The sequence below is a fragment of the Thiocapsa rosea genome (assembly GCF_003634315.1).
In the GTDB taxonomy this organism is placed as follows: Bacteria; Pseudomonadota; Gammaproteobacteria; order Chromatiales; family Chromatiaceae; genus Thiocapsa; species Thiocapsa rosea.
The window spans coordinates 5,786,298-5,805,774 of record NZ_RBXL01000001.1 but is presented as its reverse complement, the minus strand read 5'-3'; the positions used below and the strand labels follow the sequence as shown (position 1 = coordinate 5,805,774).

The 19,477-nt window shown below is 65.9% G+C and carries 17 protein-coding genes and 1 riboswitch; of the genes, 16 read left to right on the top strand and 1 reads right to left on the bottom strand.

Going from position 1 to position 19,477, the window contains the following annotated elements; genetic code table 11:
- Positions 1-136 precede the first annotated feature (136 nt).
- From BDD21_RS25760 to BDD21_RS25670, 16 genes are all read left to right on the top strand, one after another.
- Positions 137-523 (top strand): hypothetical protein, encoded by a 387-nt coding sequence (locus BDD21_RS25760; protein WP_120799593.1) that lies wholly within the window; start codon positions 137-139, stop codon positions 521-523.
- A complete protein-coding gene (locus BDD21_RS25755) occupies positions 520-1,299 on the top strand; it encodes a hypothetical protein (protein ID WP_120799592.1) in 780 nt (259 codons plus the stop codon). Before BDD21_RS25760 ends, BDD21_RS25755 begins: the two co-directional genes overlap by 4 nt.
- The gene (locus BDD21_RS25750; protein WP_120799591.1) at positions 1,299-3,131 is read left to right on the top strand and encodes a V-type ATP synthase subunit I; all 1,833 of its coding nucleotides are present in this window, start codon (positions 1,299-1,301) and stop codon (positions 3,129-3,131) included. Before BDD21_RS25755 ends, BDD21_RS25750 begins: the two co-directional genes overlap by 1 nt.
- Positions 3,132-3,374: 243 nt before the next feature.
- A complete protein-coding gene (locus BDD21_RS25745; RefSeq protein ID WP_120799590.1) occupies positions 3,375-3,731 on the top strand; it encodes an ATP synthase subunit C in 357 nt (118 codons plus the stop codon).
- 13 nt (positions 3,732-3,744) lie between these two features.
- On the top strand, positions 3,745-4,041 hold the full coding sequence (locus BDD21_RS25740) for a V-type ATP synthase subunit F (RefSeq protein ID WP_120799589.1): 297 nt from the start codon (positions 3,745-3,747) through the stop codon (positions 4,039-4,041).
- Positions 4,038-4,667 carry a hypothetical protein gene (locus BDD21_RS25735; RefSeq protein ID WP_120799588.1) on the top strand — a complete coding sequence of 210 codons (630 nt, stop codon included), beginning with the start codon at positions 4,038-4,040 and terminating at the stop codon, positions 4,665-4,667. Before BDD21_RS25740 ends, BDD21_RS25735 begins: the two co-directional genes overlap by 4 nt.
- Complete coding sequence (locus BDD21_RS25730; protein ID WP_120799587.1) at positions 4,664-6,427, top strand: V-type ATP synthase subunit A; 1,764 nt, start codon at positions 4,664-4,666, stop codon at positions 6,425-6,427. The genes BDD21_RS25735 and BDD21_RS25730 overlap by 4 nt, the downstream gene beginning before the upstream one ends.
- A 323-nt stretch (positions 6,428-6,750) precedes the next feature.
- The gene (locus BDD21_RS25725; protein WP_120796822.1) at positions 6,751-8,079 is read left to right on the top strand and encodes an IS701 family transposase; all 1,329 of its coding nucleotides are present in this window, start codon (positions 6,751-6,753) and stop codon (positions 8,077-8,079) included.
- Positions 8,080-8,852: 773 nt separating this feature from the next.
- Positions 8,853-10,268, top strand: coding sequence for a V-type ATP synthase subunit B (locus BDD21_RS25705; protein ID WP_120799583.1), 1,416 nt, complete (start codon positions 8,853-8,855; stop codon positions 10,266-10,268).
- Positions 10,265-10,873, top strand: a complete 609-nt coding sequence (locus BDD21_RS25700) for a V-type ATP synthase subunit D (RefSeq protein ID WP_120799582.1) — start codon at positions 10,265-10,267, stop codon at positions 10,871-10,873. Before BDD21_RS25705 ends, BDD21_RS25700 begins: the two co-directional genes overlap by 4 nt.
- Positions 10,874-10,982: 109 nt before the next feature.
- Positions 10,983-11,202, top strand: a riboswitch (cobalamin riboswitch).
- A gap of 28 nt (positions 11,203-11,230) precedes the next feature.
- A complete protein-coding gene (gene cbiM, locus BDD21_RS25695; protein WP_120800129.1) occupies positions 11,231-11,863 on the top strand; it encodes a cobalt transporter CbiM in 633 nt (210 codons plus the stop codon).
- Positions 11,856-12,503, top strand: coding sequence for a hypothetical protein (locus tag BDD21_RS25690; RefSeq protein ID WP_211335171.1), 648 nt, complete (start codon positions 11,856-11,858; stop codon positions 12,501-12,503). The genes cbiM and BDD21_RS25690 overlap by 8 nt, the downstream gene beginning before the upstream one ends.
- Positions 12,504-12,511: 8 nt before the next feature.
- A complete protein-coding gene (gene cbiQ, locus BDD21_RS25685) occupies positions 12,512-13,303 on the top strand; it encodes a cobalt ECF transporter T component CbiQ (RefSeq protein WP_120799581.1) in 792 nt (263 codons plus the stop codon).
- A complete protein-coding gene (locus BDD21_RS25680) occupies positions 13,287-13,964 on the top strand; it encodes an energy-coupling factor ABC transporter ATP-binding protein (RefSeq protein ID WP_120799580.1) in 678 nt (225 codons plus the stop codon). Before cbiQ ends, BDD21_RS25680 begins: the two co-directional genes overlap by 17 nt.
- Positions 13,965-14,115: 151 nt before the next feature.
- Positions 14,116-14,919, top strand: a complete 804-nt coding sequence (locus BDD21_RS25675; RefSeq protein ID WP_120799579.1) for a BON domain-containing protein — start codon at positions 14,116-14,118, stop codon at positions 14,917-14,919.
- 294 nt (positions 14,920-15,213) lie between these two features.
- Positions 15,214-17,316: a SulP family inorganic anion transporter gene (locus tag BDD21_RS25670; protein WP_120799578.1), complete on the top strand. Its 2,103-nt coding sequence runs from the start codon at positions 15,214-15,216 to the stop codon at positions 17,314-17,316.
- 271 nt (positions 17,317-17,587) lie between these two features.
- Here the strand turns inward: BDD21_RS25670 and BDD21_RS25665 are convergent, their stop codons facing one another.
- Complete coding sequence (locus tag BDD21_RS25665; protein ID WP_120799577.1) at positions 17,588-19,042, bottom strand: L-lactate MFS transporter; 1,455 nt, start codon at positions 19,040-19,042, stop codon at positions 17,588-17,590.
- Positions 19,043-19,477: the final 435 nt, after the last annotated feature.

Here is a 19,477-nt window from a genome sequence, read left to right as displayed (position 1 = left end):
AGCGTATTCTAACGAAACCGCTTCCCAAGTGGAATGCATGGGCACGAGGGACGCAGAGGCGCGGTCGAGGCGCGATGCCTTTGGTCCGATGCCTCTCCGGGGCACTCGGTCGAGGCGCGATGGAGCGAGACGCGGCGTGATCAAGCAGTCCTCCGATGCTGACCTGGAACGGATCGATGTTGCGTTCAATCGAGCGCTGGCCGCGGAGTCATCCGCGCGCGAGTCGGTGGCGGCCTGTCGTATCGAAGCCGATCGGCTCCTGGCCGATGCCGAAGACCATGCGCGTCGCCTCGTCGAGCGTACCGATCGCCGTCTCCTCGCGATACAACGGATCGCCGATACGAGTCTGCAGCACGCACTCTCCGAGCTCATCGATCGGTCCGCGGAGCCGGTCGGTGACGGCCTCGACGCTTCCGCCGATGCTCGACTGAACGCCGCCGTCACCGCTCTCGCCGATGAAATGATCGGTGCCGTCGCCGATGCCGATCCCGCGATCGGGCGCGGCGAAGGCGGTCCGCCATGAACGCCGGTCCCCGTCTCGCCTATGCCCAAGCGCGTCTCCAAGCGCGTCTGTCACGGCTGCCCATCGCGGCGGATTGGCAGCGCTTGTCCGGCGCGCGCACCCTGGCGGCCTATCTGGAGGAGGCGCGCGTGACCGGGCTGATCGATTGGGTCAGGCCCTTCTCCGGCTTGAGTCAGGCCCATGAGATTGATCGTGGCTGTCGCGCCCTGGCGCTGGAGACGGCTATGACCGTCGCCGACTGGTCGCCAGCGCGCTGGCGGGCGGCGATCGAGTGGGTGGCCTGGCTGCCCTGGCTGCCGCAGCTCGAGCATCTGGCGCGCGGCGAGACCTTACCGGATTGGTCGGCCCTGGACGTTCGGCTGCGCGGCCTGATCGGCGAGGACGGCGCGCTGGATCCGCAGGCATGGGAGACGAGCGGGCTTGCCGCGCTATCGGCCGAGACCGACGCGAGGGTTGCGTCGCTCGCTCTCGGCGCGCGCTGGCAAACGGCGTGGCGCGAGCGCTGGCCGTCATGTCGAGGCCGCTGTCGGCGCGATCTGGACGGATTCTCCCGGCTGATCCAAGCCCATCTGGAGCGCTTCCGCGACGCGCCCTGTGCCTCCGCGTGGGAGCTGCGTGAAGCCCTGCGCGATGATCTGCGCGCATCTCTCCACCAACATCCGGTTCAGCCCGTCGCACTTTTCGCGTACCTCGCGATCGTCTTCCTGGATCTCGAACGGTTGCGCGCTGCCTTGCTCAGTCGGGCGGTCTTCGACACGGAGCGTTTGGATTCCTGATGTTGCGTCCTGCCTCCACACGCTGGTTCGAGGTGCTGTGCCCACGGCGCGAAAGCGTGCGCACGGTGACCGAACTCGCGCGTACCGGCGCGGTCGAGATCGAGATCCGGGATCAGGTCTGCGGGGATTCCCTGCTCGAGCATCTCTCCGAAGGACTCCAGACCTACGATGCGCTGAAGGTGCGCTACGAACGCTACTGGGAGCGCGCACGGCTGCGGCGCAAGCTGTTGGTCGAGTCGCCCGACGTGGTCTTGGAGCGCGCGCTCGCGCGGATCGGCGCATGGCGGCGCGAGGCGGATCCGCTGATCGACATCCTTCAGTCCTGCGAGGAAGAGCTGACCCGGCTCAAATGGTTGGCGCAGGTGATCGGCAAGATCATCGACAGTCCGCTCGACTTCGGCGCGGTGGCGCGCAGCGGACCTGTTCTAGGCACCTTCTGCGCGGTCTTGCCGAGGGATGCCCGGCCGCAGTTGCCGGACTGGGTCATCCCGCGTCCGATCCCGTGGGGCGACGAGGATTGCGCCATGATTCTGGGTCCGCGCGATCGGCTCGACGCGGTCAAACGACTGGTGCAGGCGGTCAAGGGACGGGTTATCGAGCGGCCACCCTGGTTGAAGGGCGATGCGCGCGATTCGCTTGCACGGATCGGTGCGCGGCGCGCGTTTCTCTCCACGCGCGTCGTCTACCTCAAGGCCGAGCTGGATACCCTCTTCGACGAATTCGATCTCGGCGAGACGCTCGGGGAGGTCGCCGGGCTGGCCTGGTTTGCTGCGCATGTCGGGTGTCTGGAGCGCGCGGGCGAGCATCTGGTCTGGGTCACGGGTTGGACCGACGATCTGGGCGGCGAGCGGCTCCGTGCCGCCCTCGACGCGGCACGCACCCGCGCCTTGCTGCGCCTGACCAAGCCGCCGCCCGGCAAGCGCCCGCCACAGATCCTGGATAATCCGCCCTGGATGCGTCCGTTCGAGCTCTTCGCGCGTTCTTTGGGTGTGCCGGGCTCGGACGAGGCGGATCCGACGCCGGTGCTGATCCTCGTGGTGCCCCTGTTGTTCGGCTACATGTTCGGCGACGTGGGGCAGGGCGCGGTGCTGGTCGGCGTCGGACTCTGGCTGCAACGACGCTGGCCGGAGGCGCGCTTGATGGTGCTCGGCGGCGCCTCGGCGATCGTCTTCGGGATCCTGTTCGGCAGCCTCTTCGGTCGCGAGGACATCATCCCCGCGCTTTGGATGCATCCGCTGCACGATCCCTTGACCTTGCTCGGCGTTCCCTTGCTCTTCGCCGTCGCCCTGCTCAGTCTGGGGCATCTCCTGTCAGGTCTGAGCGCACTCTGGCGCGGCGAGCTGCGGCACTGGTTGATGCAGGATCTGGGCTTTCTGGTGCTCTATCTGGGGTTGATCGCGACGGTGCTGCGCCCCGGCCTCGGCTGGATAGCGCTGCTGGGGTTGGCGTGGTACCTGATCGGCGCCTTCCTGGTCCATCGCGCCTTGCTCGGCGGGCTTGCCGCCATCGGCCATCTCTTGGAGTCCGGGGTCCAGATCCTGGTCAATACGCTCTCGTTTGCGCGTGTCGGCGCCTTTGCGTTGGCGCATTCGGCGCTCTCGGTCGCCGTGGTCACGATGGCGGATTCGGTGCCGCTCTGGGCCGGGATCCTCATCATGATCCTGGGCAATGTCCTGATCATCTTATTGGAAGGGCTGGTGGTCTCGATTCAGACCACGCGGCTCGTGCTGTTCGAGTTTTTCAACCGCTTTCTGCAAGGCACCGGGAGGGTCTTCAGGCCACTTCCGGTACCGCCGCCCATTGTGCGCGAGGCTGTGCAGGGGGCGACGTGAGCGGACCCGGGTCCGTCGGCGGTTCAACGCGTTATAAACCGCGTCCAGTGCGAGACGCGCATGTTCGAGTGAGATCGACATCGGGTGCGATCATGAGCCTTCGCGGGGGGCGTGGTTTAAAATAATAAATTTTTTAATAACTTAAACCGCGCAGGCTCCAGCGGTCGTGCAGTCTGCCGGGGCTGTTCCCATCCCGAAAACATCGCATACCGCGCCGGGCGCGGTTTAACAAGGAGTGAAGTCATGAATCGACAAATCCTGTTCGCCGGTGTGATGGTGCTGGGCGTCGCCCTGCTCGCCGGGATCTCCAGCCTGCTGCTCTGGCAGCCGGGTGCGATCGCCTCCGAGGTCGTCGCGCCCGAGGTGATGCCGATCCACCCGGATGTGCTGCGCTGGGGATACCTGGCGGCCGCTCTTGCGACCATGGTGGGCTCGGTCGCCGCGGCCTACGCGGTCGCGACCATCGGTGCCGCGGCCGTCGGTGCCTTGGCCGAGAAGCCCGAGCTGTTCGGGCGGATGGTCATCCTGGTCGGGCTCGCCGAAGGCATCGCCATCTACGGCCTCATCATCTCGGTGTTGATCCTCAATCGGCTCGGTTGAGGGGCACATCGTCATGGCCGCCTGCGTCTTTCTGGGCGACGAGGTCAGCGGGCTCGGGTTCCGGCTCGCGGGGGTCGAGGTCCATTGCCCTGAGCCGTCGGAGGTGCGTGCGCTCTTTCAACGGCTGCGCGAGGAGGCCCGTGTCATCGTCGTGACCGCCGAGGTCGCGGCCGCGTTGCCGCCCGATCTGTTGAGAGACGCGGAGTCGGCGACCTGGCCGCTGGTCTTGGTGATCCCGGACGTGCGCAACCGTGTTGCGGCGCCGGATCTCGTTGCCGAGGTGCGGCGCCATTTGGGGATGGCCGAATGAAGCTCGAGGAGCGCGAACGTGGTTTGCTGCACCTGATCGAGGAGTATCGGGACGCGGAGTGTCGTGCGCTTTTGGAGACGGCGCGCGCCGAGGCGAAGACCCTTCTCGCCACTGCCTATCGACGCGCACGCGCGCAGCTTCACGAGCGCGTGGCCTCGGAACGGGCGAATGCGCGATCCCGTCTCCACGCCGCACGCGCCGAGCACGACACCCGTCTGCGCGCGAGCGGAGATCGGGCCAATGCGCGACTCCTGGAGCTGGCGTGGCCGCGTCTGCACGAGGCGCTGAGCCGGCGCTGGGCGCATCAAGAAACCCGCGATATCTGGGCCAGGGATGCCATCGCTCAGGCGCGGCGACGGCTCCCGCTCGGCCTTTGGACGGTGCGCCACCCGCCCGAGTGGTCCGCGGCCGAATGGGGAGCGTTCGAGGCCGAGCTGACCCGGGCGCTGGGTCAGGCGCCGCATTTTCGGGCCGATGGCGCCGTGTCTGCCGGCCTCGTTATCGAAGCGCAGGGCGCGGTTCTGGATGCGAGCCTCGAGGGTCTGCTGCGTGACCGCCGACGGTTGGAAGCGCGCCTGTTGGCGGTGTTGGCACGGCATCCGACAGATGCGGGGGGCGAGACATGAGCACGGCGCAAACCACCTGGATCAGCGGCCCTGTCCTGCGGGCACGCCCCGACGGGGCTTTCCGTCTGCGCGAGTCGGTCACCGTCGGTGATCAGGCGCTGCTCGGCGAGGTGATCCGGATCGCCCGCGACGAGATCACCGTCCAGCTCTACGAGGACACCAGCGGCCTGCGCCCCGGGATCGAGGTCACGGGCTCCGGTCGGCTCCTGTCGATCCGTCTCGGGCCGGCGATTCTTGCCGGGATCTTCGACGGACTGCTGCGTCCCATCGCGGACATCGCCGATCCCTACGTCACGCCGGGGATGCAGGTACAGGCCGCCCGGCGGTTCCACTTCACCCCGAGCGTGTGCGTCGGCAAGACCCTGATGCCTGGTGCTGCGATCGGCGAGGTCGCGAACGGGACCGGCATCGCGCAGCGCTGCCTGGTGCCTGCGGATCTGCCGGGCGGGCGCGTCACCGCCATCGCGGACGCCGGCGAGTATGCGGACGACCAGCCGATCTGCTGGATCGACGCCGCCGATGGTCGGCACCTTCAGGTCGCCATGACCCACGCGTGGCCGGTGCGGGTGCCGCGACCCGTGCAGGCGCGACTGCCTTCGGACGAGCCCATGTTGACCGGGCAGCGTGTCATCGACTGTCTGTTCCCGGTCGCGCGCGGCGGCACCGGAGCCATTCCGGGCGGTTTCGGCACAGGCAAGACGGTCTTGCTCGAGACCGTCGGCAAGTGGTGCAACGCCGATGTCATCGTCTATGTCGGTTGCGGCGAGCGCGGCAACGAGATGGCCGGCTTGCTCGCCGAGTTCACCGAGCTGGAAGATCCGCGCAGCGGACGTCCCTTGCTCGAACGCACCGTCGTCATCGCCAACACCTCGAACATGCCCGTTTCCGCACGCGAGGCCAGCATCTACACCGGCATCACGGTGGCCGAGTATTTCCGTGACCAGGGCATGAACGTCACCCTGATGGCGGACTCCACCAGCCGCTGGGCCGAGGCCCTGCGCGAGGTCTCCGGCCGGCTCGGCGAGCTGCCCGGCGAGGCCGGCTACCCGGCCTATCTGAGCAGTCGCTTGGCCGATTTCTACGAGCGCGCCGCGCGGGTGCGCACGCTGGGCGGGGAGACCGGATCGGTTACGCTGCTTGGTGCGGTCAGTCCGCCCTCGGGCGACTTCTCCGAGCCCGTGACCACGCACACCAGACGCTATGTCGGCTCGCTTTGGGGCCTCGACGCCAAACGGGCGCAGGCGCGCTTCTACCCGGCGATCCACCCTCTGCAGTCCTACAGTCTGGTCGCCGGAAACCTCGCGCGTTGGTGGCACAACACCGGATGTACGCGCTGGCAGGAGCTGCGTCGACGCTTCCTGACGCTCTTGGAGGACGAGGCCCGTTTGGAGCGCATGGCCCGCATCATCGGACGCGACGCCATGCCCGCGCGCCAGCGGCTCGTGCTTATCTGCGCCCAGCTGGTCAACGAGTGCTTCCTGCGCCAGTCCGCCTATTCCATGAACGATCGCTACGCCAGCCCGTCGCGCCAAGCCGTCATGATGCGCCTGATCGGCAGCTTCATCGAAGGCTCCGAACGCCTGCTCGACGCCGGCGTCGCCCCCGAGGCGATCCGCGATCAACCCATCTTCCGTCGCCTCCTGCGCATGGGCGAGGAGATCGAAGAGGGCGACTGGGAGACCTTCTCCGCCCTCGATCAGGAACTGACGGGCACGATTCGGAGGCTGATCAACGAGGCGCGGGATGGGGGAGGGGGGTAGGTTCGAGCCGCCAGCCGCCTGCCGCCTGCCGCCAGCCACCAGCCGCCAACCGCCAACCGCCAACCGCCAACCGCAAGGGAATTGGTTAACTGAAGTTTCTCAGTTTCATACAGCCATATCATAATATAAGCAACCACGAATATGCGCGCATATTAGTGAAAGCTTATTGACGAAATCCAAGCTGCCACGATGACCAAACGCGTGTGAAAAACGCGGACGATTCGGTGAATAAACAAGCAGTTGAAGATGAATGCGGGCTCGCGCAAGCGTATAATGAAAGGTGCCTAAGCCAATGATTAGACGCCAAATACGAGCCGCATTCGATGTCGATCCTACCCGCACTCGCCATTCAATTCCAGGGCCTTTTTCCGAACTCCGACCACGGCCGAGAACGCGCCCGCTGGTTCATTCTCACGCTGCAGGCGATCCTGTTGCCGATCACCGCCTCGCGTACCTCCAACCTGCTGCGCACCATCGCCACGCTCTTCGGCGTGGTGATCGGCGAGGCCAGGTACTACACCTTCATGGCCTCGGTGAAGCTGCCGTGGACGCGGATCTGGGCGGTGCTCTGGCGGGCGATCCCCGACCCCCTCACCGACGGGCGCCTGCTGGTGGTGCTGGACGACTCGATCAATCCGAAGACCGGCACCAAGGTGTTTGCCTGCCAGCGCAGCTTCGACCATGCCGCCAAGACCAATCAGAGCTCGTTTCCGTGGGCGCAGACCATCGTCACGCTCGGACTGCTGAAGGTCATTCACGGGCGCTGGTGTTGCCTGCCGTTGGCCTTCGCCTTTTACCTGCGCAGGGCGACCCTGGCGCTGCGCAGCGTGCGCATCCGCGGTCGGGTGCTCACCTTCGAGACCAAGTTCACCCAAGCCGTGCGCCTGATCCAGAGCTTCGCCGGGGTCTTTCCGCGGGCGCCGATCCTGGTGGTCACCGACAGCTGGTTCGGCAACAACGGCTTGCTCAAACCGTTGCGCCGGGCGCTCGGCTCCCGTGCCCATCTGCTCTCGCGCCTGCGCGTGAACGCGGTGCTCCACGATCTGCCGGTGGCCGTGCCGGGACGCGCCGGACGACCCCGCAAGTACGGGGAGCGTCTGGGCAGTGTCAAGGCGATGCAGACCGCACTGCGGGCCACCGCGCGGACTTATTCCCTCAACCTCTACGGGCGGGTTCGCGACGTGGTGGCCGCCGAGCAGGTGGTGATGCTCAAGTCCCTGCGCTGCCAGGTGCGCGTGGTGTGGGTCTACCGGCGTACCCAATGGATCGCACTGGTGACCACCGACCTGACCCTATCCGTTGAACAAATGATTGAAATCTATGGCGCGCGCTGGAAAATAGAAGCCGGATTCAGGGAAATCAAGCAGGAGATCGGCAGTGCCCAGACGCAGACCCGCAATCCCGATGCGGTCACCAACCATCTGCACTTCTGTATGGTGGCCACCACCATTACCTGGATCTACGCGGCCAGCTTGGAGCAAGCCCCCGCACGGCGCTACGCCGCTGCGCGTCGGACCGAATATGCCTTCGCCGATGTGCGCCGAGCGCTTGCACATGATCTCGCCGACGTGGGTTTCGGGGTCGACTGCGACGATCCCGGCCAAGGCACCCGAAATCCCCTCATCGTTGCAGTCATGCGGCTGGTCGCCTGAGGAAGACGGGAAACTTCAGTTGGTTAAGGCTGATAGCAGGAAGCAGGAAGCAGGAGGCAGGAAGCAGGAAGCAGGAAGCAGGAAGCAGGAAGCAGGAGGCAGGAGGCAGGAAGCAGGAAGCAGGAAGCAGGAGGCAGGAGGCAGGAGCCGTACTCGCTCCCACGCTCCGCGTGGGAGTGTCGCCGGGACGCTCCGCGTCCCTGCCGCAGGTCGATGCGCACCGCCGGCGGTCCGTCACGGCGCCGATCCGCGACCGGTACCGCCCCGCCCCGCGACGCAGAGCGTCGGGTCTACACTCCCACGCGGAGCGTGGGAGCGAGTTGGGCAGGAAGCAGGAGGCAGGACGCAGGAAGCAGGAGGCAGGAAGCAGGAAGCAGGAAGCAGGAGGCAGGAGGCAGGAGGCAGGAGGCAGGAGGCAGGAGGCAGGAGGCAGGAAGCAGGAGCCGTACTCGCTCCCACGCTCCGCGTGGGAGTGTCGCCGGGACGCTCCGCGTCCCTGCCGCAGGTCGATGCGCACCGCCGGCGGTCCGTCACGGCGCCGATCCGCGACCGGTACCGCCCCGCCCCGCGACGCAGAGCGTCGGGTCTACACTCCCACGCGGAGCGTGGGAGCGAGTTGGCAGGAAGCAGGAGGCAGGAGGCAGGAGGCAGGAAGCAGGAAGCAGGAGGCAGGAAGCAGAAGGCAGGAAGCAGGAAGCAGGAAGCAGGAAGCAGGAAGCAGGAAGCAGGAGGCAGGAACCTCCCGCACCCATCCCACCCAAGCAGGTACGCCAATGACATACGCCAGACTCATCGGAGAGGAGATCGCCAACCGTGCCGAGGGTCCGCTGTTGTTCTTGAGCCGCAGCCTCGACGTGGGTTTGAACGAGGCGGTCGAGGTGGAGGGCACGGACGGCTCGGTGCGTCTCGGGCGCATCGCGGCCTTGGACGAGGACACCATCACGGTCGAGATGCTCGACGACACCGCCGGGCTTGCCCTGCAGGGCACGCGGGTACGCTTCTTCGGCGAGCCGTTGCGGTTCCATGTCGGTCCGGGGCTGCTCGGGCGGGTCTTCAACGGCATCGGCAAACCGCTCGACGGCGGACCGCCGCTCGCGGCCGAGCACGCCTACCGGGTCGAGGGTCTGCCGATCAAGCCCACCGCACGCGTGGCGCCGAGCGAATTTCTCGAGACCGGTTTCACGGCGATCGATCTCATGAACAGCCTGGTGCGCGGCCAAAAGTTGCCGCTCTTCTCGGGCGGCGGGCTCCCCCATGACCGCATCGCTGTTGACATTGCCTGCAACGCGCGCCTGCCGGGAGATGCGCAAGAGGCTGAAGGGTTCGCCATCGTCTTCGCCGGCATCGGCATCCCGCACGACAGCGCCGAGTTCTTTCGCGAGGAGATGGAGAAGAGCGGGGCGCTCGCCCGCACCGTGCTCTTTCTCAACCTGGCCAGCGATTCGAGCGCGCAGCGTCTGCTCGCCCCCCGCTTCGCCTTAACCGCCGCGGAGTACTTGGCGTTCGTCGAAGGCATGCATGTCTTGGTGATCCTGACCGATCTCACCAACTACTGCGAGGCCCTGCGAGAGGTCTCGGCGAGCCGCGGCGAGGTCCCCAGCCGGAAGGGCTATCCGGGCTACATGTACTCGGATCTGGCAACCCTCTACGAGCGCGCCGGTCGCATCCGCGGAAAACCGGGCTCGGTCACGCAGGTCCCCATCCTGACCATGCCCAACGACGACATCACTCACCCCATCCCGGATCTCACGGGCTACATCACCGAGGGTCAGATCGTGCTCGATCGGGATCTGCACCGGCGCGACATCTATCCGCCGATCCGCTTGCTGCCGAGTCTGTCGCGTCTGATGAAGGACGGCATCGGCACGGGACGCACCCATGCCGATCATCCGGCACTCGCCGCGCAGCTCTACGCCAGTTACAGCCAGGCCCGGCAGACACGGGTGCTGGCCGGTGTGGTCGGGGAGGACGGTCTCTCGGATGACGACCGCAAGCTGCTTCTCTTCGGCGACGACTTCGAGCAGACGGTGATCCATCAGGGTGTCGATGCGCGGACCCTGGAGGAGAGCATGGCCGCCGGATGGTCCGCCCTGCGCGGCTTACCGGCGGGCGAGCTGCACCGACTCGACGACCGTCAGATCCGCGAGCATTTGCTCGATCAATCCCCGCGCCGAGAACCCGTCTCATGACCGAGCGCGCGATCGTTCCGACCCACAGCGCCTTCCTCGAGCTCAAGGAAGAGCGCTCCGGGATGCGGGAAGGGTATCGATTCCTCGACGAGAAACGGCTGATCCTCGCCGCCGAGATCCTCGCCGAGCTCGGCCGCTACGAGCATGAGCTGGCCGCCTTTCGAGCCGACTATCGCGAAGCCGCCGATGCACTCCAAGGCGCTGTCGCCCGTCATGGCCTGGAAGGACTCGCCATCCACCCGCCGGCACCGCCACTCGACACCGATTGCCGTCTCACGCCGCGGCGCGTCCTCGGCGTGACCCTGCACGATCTGGTCGACAGCGATCGGCAGCCGCAATCACCCCCGCCGAGCGTCGCCGACAGCCCGGACGCCGACCGCTGTCGCCGAGCCTTCCAGGTGCTGATCCCGCGCATCGCCCGTCTGGCCGCCATGGTCGGCAATCTCCAACGCCTGCGCGCCGACTACGCCCGCACCGCCCGCCGCGCGCGCGCACTCGAAGACGTCCTCCTCCCCGAGATCGACGACACCCTGCGTGCGGTGGAGTCCGCGCTCGAAGAGCTCGAGCGCGAAGAGGTCGTGCGTGCGCGACAGGTTCGGGTCTGAACCGCCTGTCGCCATTGATCGCGCCAAGGCCATTCGTTTAGACTTCCGCGCTTCGGTTCCGCTCGTGACAGGGTCACGAGCGGTTAAACCGCATCAGGAATGACGGGTGTTGTTCTCACCTGTGCCCGGTCATTCCGAACGCGGTTTAAAGGGAACACGGTGAGGCACGCCGACTGCGGCCGATTCCGTGACTGTCCCCGCAACTGTAAGCGCCGAGGCCCACCGCTGACGCCACTGGGCGCTGTCATCCGCAAGGGATGACGGCCCGGGAAGGCCGGTGATGCCGACGACGCGCGAGTCAGGAGACCTGCCGAACCCCCATTCACCAACGGGACGGGCGATCCCTTAGAGGTTTATATGCACATCGTCGACGGCGCCTTGTCTCATCCCGTTGTCATCGGGGGTGCGGTTCTGGCCGTGGCCGGAATCGCCAAAGGTCTGCGGGAGCTGGACATGGAGCGCATCCCGGCGGCGGGAGTCCTGAGCGCGACCTTCTTCGTCGCGGCCTTGGTCCATGTGCCCATCGGCCCGTCCAGCGTCCATCTGATCATGAATGGGCTCGCCGGGATCGTGCTCGGTTGGGCGGCCTTTCCCGCCCTCTTCGTCGGTCTCCTGCTCCAAGCCGTCTTTTTCGGCTTCGGCGGAATCACGGTGCTCGGGGTCAACACGCTGGCGATCGCCCTGCCGGCGGTTGCGGTCCACTATCTGTGCCGCTCGGGGATCCGGTCCGAGCGCATCGGGGTCGCCGCTGTTTGGGCCGGGCTCGCGGGCGGGTTTGCGATCGCCATGACCGCGGCCTTGGTGGCATTTGCCCTGACCCTGAGCGGCCAACACTATCTGGTGGCGGCCAAGCTGGTCTTCTTCGCACATCTTCCGATCATGGCGATCGAGGCGATGCTCTGCGTCGCCGCCGTGACCCTCATCCGACAGGTGAAGCCGGAGCTGTTCGGCGTCTTCGACGAGCCCGTTGTGCGGAGCGGCGATGCCTGAATGCCCGGGTTGGCGTTGCAGTCGGGGTTGGACCATCCTTGCTCTGTTCTGGCTCGTGTTCGGGCTCTTGCTCGGCGGACCGGCTCAGGCGCATAAGGTCGTTGCCTCGGCGTGGGTCGAAGGGACCGACCTCGTCGGTGAGATCGGCTTTTCCAACGGGAAGCCGGCTCCGCCCGGCACACCGGTCGAGGTCTTCGACCATGAGCTGCGCAAGCTCGGGGAGACCGCAACCGACGAGGACGGGTTGTTTCGCTTCAGCGCGCCGAGCCGGCCCGGAGATGAACGTGGAGGCGGGCTCGCGGGCGAGGCGATCAAGGGGGTCGCGCTGACCGTCCGCGCCGATCTCGGGGCCGGGCATCTGGCCGAGATCCGGCTCTCGCCCGAGGAGGTCGCGCCACTAGCAGGCGGGTCTGCATCCGACACCCCTCAAGGATCCGCCGAAACGCTCGGCCCGACCAACGAGGCGCTTCGCGCACTGATCGCCGAGGCGGTCAGGCAAGAGGTCCAGCCCTTGCGAAGAGAGATCGTTCAGCTCAAGGAACAGACCGGGTTGCAACAGATCCTCGGCGGAATGGGTTATATCGCGGGTCTATTCGGGTTGCTGTTTTTTGTTTACGGCCGCCGGCCGACGCGAGCCTGAGACCGGCCATGGGGCATCTGCTCGAGCCCGCCGAGTGTGCGACGACAGCCGGCGGGGCGCGCCGGGGCTGGCTGCGCGACCTGGATCCGCGCCTTCGCATCGTTGCCGCCACCTTGTTCGCACTGGTGGTGGTTTCCCTGTCGGGTCTACAGACGCTTGCACTCGCGCTTTGTCTGGCCATCCTCTTGATGCTCTGGGCACGTCTGCCCGCCGGCCCGACCCTTAAACGGATGGCGGCGATGGACGGTTTTATGCTGTTCATCCTGTTGTTGCTGCCCTTTACGGTGCCCGGGACGCCGATCTTCGCGTGGGGGTCCTTCAGTGCGAGCGCCGAGGGTCTGCACAAGGCGGTCGCGATCGTGCTCAAGGCCAATGCGATCGTGCTCGCGCTTCTGGCCTTGGTCGGCAGCCTCGAGGCGGTCACGCTCGGTCACGCCCTTGCCCGCCTGCGGATGCCGGCGACACTGGTGCAACTGCTGCTGTTTACCGTGCGTTACATCACCGTCATCGGCGAGGAATACGCGCGGCTGCGCACGGCGATGCGCGCCCGCTGCTTTCGCCCGGGCAACAACCGACACACCTACCGAAGCCTCGGCTATCTGGTCGGGATGCTGCTGGTGCGCAGCCTGGAGCGCTCCGAGCGTATCCTGGCCGCGATGCGCTGCCGCGGCTTTCAAGGCCGTTTTCATCTCCTGGACCAATTCGCCTATCGCCCCGGCGACGCGGTCTTCGCAGGAGCTGCTGCATTCGCGTTCGCGGCCTTGCTCGCACTGGATCTCTTGCATGCCAACCTTGTTTGAGCTGAGCGGGTTGCGTTTTGCGTACCCCGGGCAAGCGCCGGTCCTGCGGGATGCGAGCCTCGGCCTGGATGCAGGCGAGCGCATCGCGCTGACCGGTCCAAACGGATCCGGCAAGAGCACCCTGCTGCATATCATGGTCGGGCTCTTACGGCCCCAGGTCGGGACGGTCGTCGCCTTCGGCGCACCAAGGCGTAACGAACAGGATTTCCACGAGGTCCGACAGCGCGCCGGCCTGGTCTTTCAGGATCCGGACGACCAGCTCTTCTGTCCGACCGTGGCCGAGGACATTGCCTTCGGACCGCTCAATCTCGGCAAATCGAAGACGGAGGTCCTCGAGGTGGTCGACCGCACGCTCGACCGATTGCAGCTCGGCCACCTGCGCGATCGCGTCACGCACAAGCTCTCGGGCGGTGAAAAGCGCTTGGTCGGCCTCGCTACGGTGCTGGCGATGGAGCCGGACGTGCTTCTGCTCGACGAACCCACCAATGCACTGGACGAGGCGACTCGGGCCCGACTGGTCGCGATCCTCAACGCGCTCCCCCAAGCCCTGATCGTCGTCTCCCACGACGCCCACTTCAGACGCAAGGTCACCAGCCATCAGTACCGGATCCGCGACGGTGTCATCGGTGCGCTGGAGGTGCATTGTCCGCATGCCGAATAGGCCGACCCGAGCGAGAGGCTGCTTTTCGAGTGAGTTCGACGTCTGGTGCGTCCACAGCCCTTAGCGAGGGCGCGGTTTAAAATGATATATTATTGAATATATTGAACCGCGCCGGCTCCGACCCGCCTTACCCACAACGAGATCAAAGCTAATGAAATCGACACGACCCTATCGGGTTTTGATGACCTCGGCGTTGTTGATCCTGCTCTCGGCGTCGCCCCTGCGGGCCGATGCCGATGCGGCGATCGCCGCCAAGGTCGAGACCATCATCGCGCTGAACCAACACCTCGGTCGCTATGCGATCGAAGTCCAATCGCAGGACGGGCGTCTGCGAATCGAGGGGTCCGTGCCGGGCGTCATCGAGCGTGCCCTGGCGGAGGATCTGGCAAACCTGGTTGCGAACGGGGTGCCGGTCGACAACGCGCTCGAACTGGATGCGGCCTTCGCGGCGAGTCCGGGGCCGCTCACGTCTCAGGTCAAAGACCTGGATGTGGCGACCAAGATCCGGCAGCGCCTGGGATGGCAGACCAGCACGAGCGGGCTGGAGGTTGCCGTCGAGGTCGAGGGGGGCATCGCCCGTCTCCAGGGGCGCGTCGGCTCGCCCGGCGCGTCCGATCGCGTGGCGACCCTGGTCGGGACCACCGAAGGGATTGTCGAGGTCTTCAACTACATCAACGTCAACCCGGATATCTTGACCGAGGAGCGCGAGCGACAGGCCGCCGCCGGAGATGTCGAGCGCTCCGATACCTGGATCGCCGATCGCGTGAACACCGTTCTGGGTTACGACACGACCGTCAACGCGCGCAGTATCGAGGTGATCGCGAACGACGGGGTGGTGTTGCTCCGCGGGACCGTCACGTCGCTGGCCGAGCGCCAAGTTGCCGAGGCGCTGGCGGGCGACATCCTGGGTGTGCGCGAGGTGGAATCGCTGCTGAGTTTCGAACGACCCATGTGACCCGCGCGGTACGCCTGCCCGTGTACCGAGTCAGCGTACCGAGTCAGTGCGCCGAGTCAGTGCGCCGAGTCAGTGCGCCGAGGTGATTTTCGGGACATGAGCGACCCGCTTGGCGATCTCGCGAGTTGATCCGTGAGCCGTCTTTGCGAGGTACTCATCGATAATCAGCGATGTCAGGGACGCCTATCATCGATTGGTTCGACCGCCAACAGGTCGTTAACCTAAAGTATCGCTGACCATGCGAGCACGCCAATCGTCCGTGTGCTCGATCGTCTTTCAGCCGGACGCGTTGTCATGATGGAACGTCTTTACCCTATCCTGCCCTTTTTGCGCTGGTTCCCCATGACTCGGGAGGGCCTGCGCCACGACATCATTGCCGGAATCACGGTCGCTTTGGTGTTGCTGCCGCAGGGCATGGCCTACGCCCAGTTGGCGGGTTTGCCTGTCGTTTACGGGCTTTACGCCTCCTTTATCCCCGTCATGATCGCCTCGATGTGGGGCTCGTCGAGTCAACTGCACACCGGCCCGGTGGCGATGCTCTCGCTGATGTCCGCGGCGGCGATCATTCCCTTCGCCTCACCGGGAAGCGCGAGCTTCATCGAGCTTTCGATCATGCTGGCCTTGATGGTCGGTGTGCTGCGTCTTGCACTCGGTTTGTTCAAGCTCGGAGCCATCGTCAATCTGCTGTCGAGCCCCGTGGTCGTGGGCTTCACGAATGCGGCGGCGCTGATCATCGGACTCTCGCAGCTGAGCAAGATCATCGGCGTGCCCTTTCCGCGCTCGGACTTCTATCTCGCGGATCTTTGGCGTGTCGTGCAGCAGATCGGCGAGACCCATTGGCCGACCCTGGTGTTCGCGCTTGCCGCCTTTCTGCTGATGGATGCGCTCAAACGGTTTTCTCCCCGGCTCCCCGGCGTCTTGATCGCCGTACTCGCAACGACCGCTTGGTCGGCTCTGATCGGCTTCGAGCACAAGTCGACAGTCGGGATCGAGCAGATCCAGGACGTGCCGACGGTGGAGACGATCGAGTCTTACAGCCAGACCGCGATGCGGATCAAAGCCCTCACCGCGTTGATCGCGGAGCGCAGCCGCGAGGCCGCCCGGCTTGAGCAGGAGGGCGGGATGGAGGCCATCAAGCGCGCAGCTGAGTTGTCGGCATCGGTGCGTCTCTTCCAGTACGAGCTGGATCAATCGCGCTCACAGAACAACGCGCGCCGCATCGATCTGCACGCCATCCGCTTGGAAGGTTCGCCGATCCCGGACGGGCCGATGCTCCTCTTCGCCAAAGGCCAAGTCCCCGAGGGCCTGGCGCGTGATGGCCGGATCTGGCATTTCGTCGAGACGCGCGACGGGACGGTGACGCTCTCCTCGGGCGGGGCCGTGGTCGGGGACATCCCTAAGGGGCTGCCGCAGTTTGCCGTGCCCGAGGTGCACTGGGATCTGATCCTCGCGCTGCTCCCGGCGGCGATCGTGATGGCGCTGATCGGCTTCATGGAAGCGACCTCGATCTCCAAGGCCATCGCCACCACGACAGGCGAGCGGATCAACGCCGGCAAGGAGCTGGTCGGACAGGGTCTGGCCAACATCGTCGGTAGCTTTTTCAGCTCCTACACGGTCAGCGGATCCTTCTCGCGATCCGCCGTTGCGGCCAAGACGGGCGCCAAGACCGGCCTGTTCGCCGTCATCAGCGCGCTGGCGGTGATGGTCTTCCTGCTCTTCTTCACCTCCTACCTCTACAGCCTGCCGCAGTCCGTGCTGGCGGTCATCGTGATGATGGCCGTCTTCGGGCTGATCCGAGTCGCGCCGCTGGTCCATGCCTGGAAGGTCGATCGCGGCGGCGCGATCGTCGGCATCGTGACCTTCCTGGCGACCCTCATGATGGCCCCGGCAATCGCCAACGGAATCCTCCTCGGCATCGTCCTGACGGTGGTGCTCTATCTGATCAAGAGCATGCGTCCGCGCGCAGAGATCGTCGCCCGCAAACCCGATGGAACGCTTGGCGGCATCAAGGCACACAATCTCGCGCCGGTCAGCGAGGCGGTGGTGCCGGTGCGCTTCGACGGCTCGTTGACCTTCTCGACCGTCGCTTACTTCGAGGACATCGTGCTGGAGGCCATCGCCGAGTTTCCGAAGACCAGAGTGATCTTGATCATCGGTAGCGGAATCAACGAGATGGATGCATCAGGTGAGGAAAAGGTCAATGAAGTTGCCAAACAGCTTCGGGACGCGGGCATCGGGCTCTATTTCAGCGGGTTGAAGCATCAGGTGATGTCCGTCCTCGAGAAAACCGGAGTCGTCGAAGAGCTCGGACGTGATCACTTCTTCCCGAACAAGGAGCATGCGCTCAAGGTGTTGCTCGAGCGCTACGAGGACTCCTCCGAACCGCAAGGCAAGTGAGGGTCGGTGTGCGAAACCTTTCGCGGCTCGAGGACGACTGCACGTCGTCTATCCCGGGGGCACGCCGCTTCGCGACGTTGCTTCCGGGCGATCGGATGAGCAAGGAAGGATCGGTTCGTCCGGAATCCGATGACGACAACGACAACGACAACGACAACGAGTAGAGCCTTCGACCCCTTTTCCTGGTTGCGGCTCTGTCGGTAGATCCTTTCCCGGAGATCACCGAAACAAAAGTGTCAATGCCGCTTTTCGCGCTCGACGCGGTTTAGGGTCATGCAGTTTCGGATCCTTGGCCAACATGCTGAATCATCGTTGGCCGCATTCCGCCGCAACGCGCTGGATCCGCGAGAGGGGCGTGGGGCATCCGCACGGCCAGCGTCAGGGCAGCCGCGGCCAGACAGATGACGCCGCCGACCAAGAAGGCCGTGTGGTACTCCCCGAGCTGGAACAGCTGCGTCGCCAGCGTGTCGGTCGCGTCGCGCACCTGATACTCGATGCCGCCCGCGTCGTGCATCAACGAGGCGGCCAGGTGGGGGCCGAGTAGGCCGCCGGCGCCGTAAGCAGTGAACAACAGGCCGTAGTTGACGCCGATGTTGCGGGTTCCGAAGTAGTCGGCGGCCATCGCGGGATAGAGGGCGAGATAACCGCCAAAACACAGGGCGATCATCGACACGCCGAGGAGATAGAGGGGGTACGTCCGCATCGAGTCGAGTCCGAGCAGGAGCAGGCCGCAGAGGATGAACATGAGCATCAGCGTGCGCTCTCGTCCGAAGGTGTCGGACACCCGTCCCCAGAGGATGCGCCCGGCGGCGTTGAAGATGGCCAGCACCGCCACCGCCATGGCCGCGGCCGAAGAGACGGCGACGAAGTGCTCGTGGTGCACCGGGATCTCGGCCACCGTCGCCAGGCTGAAGCTCTGCCAGATGGGTGCGGCCTTCATGATGATCATGAGGCCGGCCGTGCTGCCGGCAAGGTAGGTGACCCACAAGACCCAGAACACCGGGGTGCGCAGCATCTCCCGCGGCGAGAACTCGGCATGGACCGCGCCCGCTGCGGGCGCCGGCGGCGTCCATCCGGGCGGACAGTATCCGGCCGGCGGATTGCGCAGCAGCTGCGCGCCGAGCACCACCGCCACCAGAAAGATGCAACCGAGGACGGTAAAGGTGCCGAAGACCCCGGCCTGGGGGAGCGGAAAGAGTCCGATCCCGAAGAGCTGGTAGGAACCGCCCGTGATCAGCGCCCGCGCCAGCGGCGCGAAGAAAAAGGCGCCGGCCCCGAAGCCTGCGACCGCCAGCCCGGTGATCAGGCCACGCCGGTCCGGGAACCACTTCACGCAGGTTGCGATGGGGCACACATAGGCCATGCCGATGCCGATTCCGCCGAGCACCGCGTAGGTGCCCACCAGCCAGTACAGGGCCACCTCCTCGGAGAAGTTGCCCGTCATCCCCGCGAGGATCAGCCCCGTCCCCAACACCACGCCGCCGATGGTGCCGACGCCCCGCGGGCCGAGCCGGTCCTGTACCTGGCCGCCGAAGATGACGGCCAGCGCGAAGGTCGCGATCACGATTTGGGCCGGCAGGGTGACCTGCGCCTCCGACCAGCCGGGGAAGATGCCCAGCAGGGGGGTCTGGAACACGCTCCAGATGTAAACGGCCCCGAGGCTCACCTGGACGATCAGGGCCCCGGCGACCACCAGCCATCGGTTGTATGTGCGTACGTCTCTCATGGGTCAGACAGGGTCTCGGTAGGGGATGGATGGAGCTGCGCTCAGGGTGGTGTCCCGGGGCCGGTGCCGGGTCGCACGCCCGGCGCCGGGTCGGAAACGAAGACCTCGTCGTCGACCAGGGTGGCCCACAGGGTCCACCTGCGGCGGATTGCCAGTCCTGCGGAGCGCATGCAGGGCCGCACGATCAGGTGGCGTGGCTTGTGGTCCAGAACGTCCCGGCCGAGACAGTGGTGTTCATGCCCGCGGGCTCGCAACGATGCCTCCTTGTCGCGTCTCGGAGGCTTGTAGGATTCTCGCGATGATAGCCGGGGCTCACCGCGCGGCGAGCAGAGAAGCGATGGAAAAAACTCCGATAACACATCGGATAATCAGAACTCTTGGTGCCCTGAGCGCGGCGGCCGCGGGCGCGTCGGCGGGTGCTGTCGGATAGGTCGT

What these genes read in the sequence shown, in the direction of transcription:
- cbiQ (WP_120799581.1), top strand. Translation starts at nt 12,512, where the DNA reads ATGGGGCATCTGCTCGAGCCCGCCGAGTGTGCGACGACAGCCGGCGGG.
- BDD21_RS25745 (WP_120799590.1), top strand. Translation starts at nt 3,375, where the DNA reads ATGAATCGACAAATCCTGTTCGCCGGTGTGATGGTGCTGGGCGTCGCC.
- BDD21_RS25705 (WP_120799583.1), top strand. Translation starts at nt 8,853, where the DNA reads ATGACATACGCCAGACTCATCGGAGAGGAGATCGCCAACCGTGCCGAG.
- BDD21_RS25735 (WP_120799588.1), top strand. Translation starts at nt 4,038, where the DNA reads ATGAAGCTCGAGGAGCGCGAACGTGGTTTGCTGCACCTGATCGAGGAG.
- BDD21_RS25740 (WP_120799589.1), top strand. Translation starts at nt 3,745, where the DNA reads ATGGCCGCCTGCGTCTTTCTGGGCGACGAGGTCAGCGGGCTCGGGTTC.
- BDD21_RS25680 (WP_120799580.1), top strand. Translation starts at nt 13,287, where the DNA reads ATGCCAACCTTGTTTGAGCTGAGCGGGTTGCGTTTTGCGTACCCCGGG.
- cbiM (WP_120800129.1), top strand. Translation starts at nt 11,231, where the DNA reads ATGCACATCGTCGACGGCGCCTTGTCTCATCCCGTTGTCATCGGGGGT.
- BDD21_RS25665 (WP_120799577.1), bottom strand. Translation starts at nt 19,042, where the DNA reads ATGAGAGACGTACGCACATACAACCGATGGCTGGTGGTCGCCGGGGCC.
- BDD21_RS25725 (WP_120796822.1), top strand. Translation starts at nt 6,751, where the DNA reads ATGTCGATCCTACCCGCACTCGCCATTCAATTCCAGGGCCTTTTTCCG.
- BDD21_RS25675 (WP_120799579.1), top strand. Translation starts at nt 14,116, where the DNA reads ATGAAATCGACACGACCCTATCGGGTTTTGATGACCTCGGCGTTGTTG.
- BDD21_RS25670 (WP_120799578.1), top strand. Translation starts at nt 15,214, where the DNA reads ATGATGGAACGTCTTTACCCTATCCTGCCCTTTTTGCGCTGGTTCCCC.
- BDD21_RS25690 (WP_211335171.1), top strand. Translation starts at nt 11,856, where the DNA reads ATGCCTGAATGCCCGGGTTGGCGTTGCAGTCGGGGTTGGACCATCCTT.
- BDD21_RS25750 (WP_120799591.1), top strand. Translation starts at nt 1,299, where the DNA reads ATGTTGCGTCCTGCCTCCACACGCTGGTTCGAGGTGCTGTGCCCACGG.
- BDD21_RS25700 (WP_120799582.1), top strand. Translation starts at nt 10,265, where the DNA reads ATGACCGAGCGCGCGATCGTTCCGACCCACAGCGCCTTCCTCGAGCTC.
- BDD21_RS25730 (WP_120799587.1), top strand. Translation starts at nt 4,664, where the DNA reads ATGAGCACGGCGCAAACCACCTGGATCAGCGGCCCTGTCCTGCGGGCA.
- BDD21_RS25755 (WP_120799592.1), top strand. Translation starts at nt 520, where the DNA reads ATGAACGCCGGTCCCCGTCTCGCCTATGCCCAAGCGCGTCTCCAAGCG.